Annotated in this window: 3 protein-coding genes and 1 pseudogene; all 4 read left to right on the forward strand. The window is 32.5% G+C overall.

All coding sequences use genetic code 11. The features are described 5' to 3' along the window. The first annotated feature begins 36 nt into the window (after positions 1-36). Positions 37-2,274: pseudogene (locus PHH50_03655) on the forward strand (class I tRNA ligase family protein). Beyond that, the gene (locus PHH50_03660) at positions 2,251-4,566 is read left to right on the forward strand and encodes a class I tRNA ligase family protein (GenBank protein ID MDD3729378.1); all 2,316 of its coding nucleotides are present in this window, start codon (positions 2,251-2,253) and stop codon (positions 4,564-4,566) included. Before PHH50_03655 ends, PHH50_03660 begins: the two are co-directional and overlap by 24 nt. Next, positions 4,563-5,264, forward strand: a complete 702-nt coding sequence (recO, locus tag PHH50_03665; GenBank protein ID MDD3729379.1) for a DNA repair protein RecO — start codon at positions 4,563-4,565, stop codon at positions 5,262-5,264. The genes PHH50_03660 and recO overlap by 4 nt, the downstream gene beginning before the upstream one ends. Before the next feature lie 68 nt (positions 5,265-5,332). After that, positions 5,333-6,831: hypothetical protein (locus PHH50_03670; GenBank protein MDD3729380.1), on the forward strand; the 1,499-nt coding region annotated here is incomplete at its 3' end.

The raw sequence follows: 6,831 nt of genomic DNA on the forward strand, positions 1-6,831 counted from the left end.
AAATAATTGATTTCTTTTCAGTTCTTTGTTAGAATTATGGCGGAAATAAAAAATATGGATGATGATTTTTCAAAAAAAGAAGAGGAAATACTAAAATTTTGGGAAGAAAACAAAGTTTTTGACAAAATAAGGGAAAAAAATAAAGGCAATGAAAAATGGTCTTTTTTAGATGGTCCGATTACGGCCAACAATCCAATGGGCGTTCACCACGCTTGGGGAAGGACGTATAAAGATCTTTTTCAAAGATACAAAGCCCTAAGGGGATTTGAACAGAGATTTCAAAACGGTTTTGACTGCCAGGGATTATGGGTTGAAGTTGAAGTTGAAAAAGAACTTGGGTTTAAAAATAAAAAAGATATTGAAGCATTAGGCATAGACAATTTTGTCCAAAAATGCAAAGAGAGGGTTAAAAAATACTCTGAAATACAGACAAAGCAATCAATACGGTTGGGGCAGTTTATGGATTGGGAAAATTCTTACTATACGATGTCAGAAGAGAACAATTACGCTATATGGGGTTTTCTTAAAAAATGCCATCAAAAAGGCCTCCTTTATAAAGGAAAAGATGTTGTCCCTTGGTGTCCGAGATGCTTAGATGGAGATTCAAAGATATTATTAGATAATGGAATATCTAAAAATATAAAAGAATTAAGTAATTCTTGGAAAGAAAATAAAGTCGTTGGTTTTGCAGATAAAAAAAATGAAATAACTGCGGCGCCAATTGTCGAATATATTTCTAATCCTAAAGAGTTGGTATTTAAATTAACTACACTTGAAACTGGACGATCAATATTGGCAACAGCAGATCATCCATTTTGGGTTAAGGGAAAGGGTTGGGTAGTTCTTTCTGAAATTAATGCAAATGAAAAGATCGCAGTTTATCCTCATTCTGAAGTTATCGAAGATAACTCTGTAAAAGAACAAAAAATTCTTGACGAGAAAGTTTTAAAAAATATTGTGACAGAGCTTGAATTAAAAAGGGGAAAAAAAATAATTAGCGATAAAATTTCCAATTATCGTGATTTAATTACGCTTGACAAATGGAACTTAGATGAAAAAATTCAATCTCTCAGAGCCCAAAATTATACAATAAGGCAAGTTCAAAACGAGATATTATTAAAGCAAAGAGTAAATACTTCTTTTAATGCTATTTGTTATGCAGGTAATATTAAAAATAAAAATTGCACATTAGAGTATGTTATTAGAGAATTAAGAAATAAAAATCTTTTATTTCTTACGACAAAAAATGAAAAATTACCAATTATTGCAAGATTATTGGGTCATATTTTTGGAGATGGTTTTTTAGTTCTAGGTTCCGGAAAAAGAAAAAATTTTAGTGTTGGATTTACTGGAAATGAAGAAGATTTAAATGAAATAAAAAAAGATTTAGATAAATTAGGATTTAATTATACATCTACTTGCAAAAGGTTGGTCACTTCAAAATTAAAAGATAGAATCATACGGGGATATAGCACTGAATTTAGAGTTCATTCTACAAGCTTGGCTGTTTTACTATTAACATTAGGCGCCCCAATAGGAAAAAAGAGTGAGTATGATTATAATGTTCCAAAGTGGCTTTTAAAAGCGCCAAAACATATTAAGAGAGAGTTTTTAGCGGCTTATTTTGGAAGTGAATTAACTAAAATAAAGATCAACAGGGGTAAATTTGATGCATTGGTCTTTTCTCTTTATAAAAATGAAAAATTATCTAAAAGTGGACATAATTTTATAAATGGAATTTCAAATCTTCTTAAAGAATTTAATGTTAAAATACAAAATATAAGATGTAGAGACGCTATAATTAGAAGTAACAATAGTAAATCGGTAAGATTTGATGCTGTATTCTCGCAATCTTTTGATAATTTACTTAATTTTTGTAAATTTATAGGATATCGTTATTCAAAAGAAAGAGAAGAAATGGCAAGATATGCGCAGGAATATTTAGAGATAAGAGATAAACTAAAAAAGAAAAAAATTGAGGAGTATAAAAAAGTTTTCAAATTAAAAAGGAAAGGAATGGTCGATAAAGAAATTTCAAAAAAACTGTTTTTATCAAAAAGAAAAGTGGAGGAAATATTGCAAACAAAATTATGTAATATTAAAGTAAATAATTTTCCAGATTTTAATAAGTGGTTTAAAAAAGCGACAGATAATCACAAAAACCAATTTATTTGGGAAACGGTTGAAGAGATTAAAAAACATGGTAAAAGAAATGTTTTTGATTTTAGTGTAAATCCCTTGCATAGTTTTATTGCAAATGGGTTTGTTGTTCATAATTGCGGAACCGCTATCTCTCAGCATGAGATTTCAGTTGAGGAATACAAGGAAATAACCCATAAATCTGTATTTTTGAAAATACCTCTTTTAAATAAAGAAAATGTTTTTTTCCTTGTTTGGACAACTACTCCTTGGACTTTGCCGGCCAATGTTTCTTTGGCGGTAAATCCGGATATTGATTATGTTGAAATTGAAAAAGAAAAAGAAACGTTTATTCTTGCCAAAAGCAAAATATCTCTTGTTGAAGGAAAAACAATAAGAGAATTCAAGGGGAAGGAAATTGAAGGTCAGAGATATAAAGGAATTTTTGACGAGCTCTCTGGAGTAGAATTAAAAGAAGACGACCATAGAATTGTATTATGGAAAGAAGTAACGGAAGACGAAGGAACGGGAATAGTTCATATTGCTACCGGTTGTGGAGAAGAGGATTATGCCTTAGGCAAAGAACTTAATCTTTCTGTTGTAAATCCGTTAAATGATGAAAGCAGATATAAAGAAGGTTTTGGTTTTCTTGAAGGGAAATTGGCTACAGAAGCGAATGAATCGGTTTTTGAAAATTTAGAAAAGAAAAACTTTATTTATAAAATAGAGGATTATAAACACAGGTATCCTGTTTGCTGGAGATGCAAGTCCGAACTCATTTTCCGCCTTGTTGATGAATGGTATATATCAATGGATAAAATCAGGGGTTCTTTAATTGAAGCGGCAAAGAAGATAAACTGGATTCCGTCCTTTGGACTTGAAAGGGAAGTTGATTGGCTTATGAACATGAAGGACTGGCTTATTTCAAAAAAAAGATATTGGGGTCTTGCTCTTCCTATATTTGAATGCGAGAAGTGCAAGGAATTTGAAGTTATCGGTTCCAAAGAAGAACTTAAAGAAAGGGCGATTGAGAATTGGGACCAATTTGAAGGGAAAACTCCTCACAGGCCTTTTGTTGATAATATTAAGCTTGAGTGCAAATCTTGCAAAGGAAGAATGTCGAGAATTATTGACGTTGGCAATCCTTGGCTTGATGCCGGAATTGTTCCTTTTTCCACAATGGGGTATTTCAAAGATAAAAGCGAATGGGAAAAATGGTTTCCCGCAGATCTTGTTTGCGAATCTTTCCCTGGTCAGTTTAAAAATTGGTTTTATTCTATAATCGTAATGAGCGTTGTTCTTGAAGATAAACAGCCGGTAAGAACTATTTTCGGATTTGCTCTTGTTAAAGACGAAAAGGGAGAAGAAATGCATAAATCAAAAGGGAATGCTATTTGGCTAAATGAAGCAATAGAGAAAATAGGAGCTGACCCGATGAGGTGGATGTATGCAAGGCAGAATCCGGCAAATAATCTAAAGTTCGGATTTGTTTATGCAGAAGAAATAAAGAGAAAGCTTCTGACTCTTCTTAATGTTCTTTCTTTTTTTACTACATATGCGGATAAAAAGGACTTTGAAAGTTATTTTGAAACGTATTTTCCTTCTTCTAAAAATATCCTTGATAAATGGATTATCTCCAGATTTCAAAACCTTTTGAAAAAGACGCAAGAGAGCTTTGACAAATATGACGCAATGACGGCAACTCTTTCTATAGAGAATTTCTTTATAAACGACCTTTCGCTTTGGTATGTAAGAAGATCAAGAAAAAGGATTCAAGAAGAAAAGGAAGGAAGAGAAACCCTTTTCTATATTCTTCTTAATTTAACAAAGCTTATTTCACCAATTGCCCCTTTTCTTGCGGAAAATATCTATTCTCAAATTAAAGCGAAAGATATGCCCATTTCAGTGCATTTGTTAAGATGGCCCTTTTATGAGCAAAAGGAGATAGATCTTGAGCTTGAAGAAAAAATGGATTATGTAAGAAAAGTAGTTGGGATTGCTCTTTCTTTGAGGGCAGATGCCAAGATAAAAGTAAGGCAGCCATTGGGTTTTCTTAAGATAAAAAATAAAAAGATAGATGAAAAAGAACTTGTAAATTTAATAAAAGAAGAAGTTAACGTAAAAGAAGTTCTTTTTGAAGACATGGACGAAGAGGTAAAGCTTTCCTTGGAAATAACAGAAGAATTAAAAAAAGAAGGAATAGACAGGGAACTTATAAGAAACGTAAATCTTTTAAGAAAAAAGCATGGCTTTACTCCTAAAGATGAAATTGACGTTTCTTCTTCTCTTGATATTTCAAATAAGGAGAAATTCAAGAAGGAAACAAAAGCAAGAGAGTTAAAAATAGTGCAAGAAATAAAAGAAGATAAAAAAGCGGAAATAAAGATAGACGGCAGATCCTACTTTATCGGGATAAAGAAGGTATGACCTTAAGGCAAAAAACAAGAGCATTTGTTTTGAACAGGAAAAACAAAGGAGAAGCAAACAGGGTTATAACTTTCTATACCGAAGATTTTGGGAAAATAAGCGTTTTTGCCAAAGGGATAAGAAAAATTAACTCAAAGCTCAAAGAAAATGTTGAAAATTTGGGCCTTCTTCATATAGAATTTATAGAGACAAGCAAAAGAAGAACGCTTGTTGATACTGCCGTTCTTCTGAGTTTTTCAAAATCAAAAAAAGAAATTGAAAGATTCAGGTCGTCTGAAAAAATAAGGGAGGATATAAACAACTTAATAAAAGAAGAAGAAAAAGACAAAGGCGTTTGGAATCTTTTGGAAGAAACGCTTATTGAAAACGAAAACGCAAAAAATTATATTCTGCTTCCCTATTATTTCTTTTTTAATCTTGCTTCTCTTTTAGGATATAAGCCGGAGCTTGAAAAATGCTGTTTATGTCAAAGAAAGATTAATCAAGAGGAATCCTTTTTTCTTCCGGGAAAAGGGCTCGTTGATAAAAAATGCTCCAAAAATTCAATTGTTATTTTGCCTCAAACAGTAAAACTTTTAAGGTTTTTTTTAGAAAAAAAAGCAAAGGAGATAGCAATGATAAAAACGGAAAATATTGCTATTTCTCCTCTTTTGAACATATCAGAAAAAAGTTCTGGCGTTTTTTCTGAAAATATGTAGAATAAAGGTAAATAACTTATTAAAAATCATTTTTTCTCTTAGAGAAGAAAAATAAATCGTTTAAAAATATGCTTAGAAAAATCTTACTTGCCCTCATAGTTGTTTTTATATTTTTGGCTTTAGCGGGCGCATGGTATTGGCAGAAAAATATTTATTCAAGAGAAATTTTAAAGATTGAAATAATAGCTCCAAAAGAGGTTGATCTTTTTGAAGAAGTTGAATATACGGTTAAATACAAGAATAATGGAAACATACGTTTGGAAGAACCTCGCCTTATTTTCGAATTCCCGGAATATACTATTTTAGAAGATGGCAAGGAAAGAAGAATTGATATTGGCAAAGATGAATTAAGCGATATATATCCCGGAGAAGAAAGAACAATTTCTTTCAAGGGAAGAATAGTCGGAGGAGAAGGAGAAGTTAAAACAGCAAAAGCATTGCTCAGTTATCGGCCGAAAAACTTAAAGCCGAGATACGAATCTTCGACAAGTTTTGCGAGCGTTATAAAACAAATTCCAGTAACTTTTGATATTGATCTTCCTTCAAGAGTTGAAGCAGGAAGAGAAGTAAGGGCTTCGCTTAATTATTTCTCCAATCTTAATTATCCATTAATGGATCTTGTCTTTAAGGTAAATTATCCATCCGGATTCAGGTTTACTGAAAGTTCTCCTTTGCCTTTTGATGATAATGAGTGGCATATTTCTTTACTTAACCGCTCAGAGGGAGGAAGAATAGAAATAAAGGGAGAACTTGGCGGAGAAGTAAGAGACCAGAGGGTTTTTTATGCCGAGCTTGGAATACAGCAGGATAACAACTATATTATTTTGAAGAAAACGTCAAAAGGGGTGGAAATAACAAGGCCGTCTTTACATATATTCCAAAGAATTAACAATAGCGACAGATATGCTGCAAACCCGGGAGATTTGCTTCGTTATGAGATTTTTTTTAGAAATATAGGGGGAGAGCCATTTTCAGATTTGTTTTTAGTATCGCGCCTTAATGGAGATTTTTTTGACTTTGAAAGCGTCAGGGCTGAATATGGGCAATACAATAGCAGTGATAAAACGATAATTTGGGATTGGCGCGATGTTCCGTCTTTGCGTTTTCTTAATGAAGGAGAAGAAGGAAAAGTGGAGTTTTGGGTAAGAGTTAGAAATAATATTGATCCCGGACTTTCTGAAAATTTTTCTTTGAAAAATCATGTTTCTGTCGCTAGAATTTCGGAAGAATTCATAACAAAGATAAATACTCGCCTTTCTGTCTCTCAAAAAGGTTATTATAGAGATGATGTTTTTGGAAATACAGGACCTGTTCCTCCAAAAGTAGGAGAGAAAACCACATATACGATAACCTGGCAGGCCGAAAATTGGTATAATAATGTTAGGGACGCTAAAGTAAAAGCTTTCTTGCCGGAGAATATTTCTTTGACCGGAAAGATATTTCCTGAAGAGGAAACTATAAATTTTACTTTTGACAGCCAAAGCCGAGAAATTATCTGGAATATTGGAGATATTTCTGCTCAAAAAACCATAAGAAGCATTGCTTTTCAGGTGGCTCTTACTCCTTT

The organism is Candidatus Paceibacterota bacterium (assembly GCA_028697015.1).
Lineage (GTDB): Bacteria > Patescibacteriota > Minisyncoccia > Minisyncoccales > GWA2-38-27 > JAQVFW01.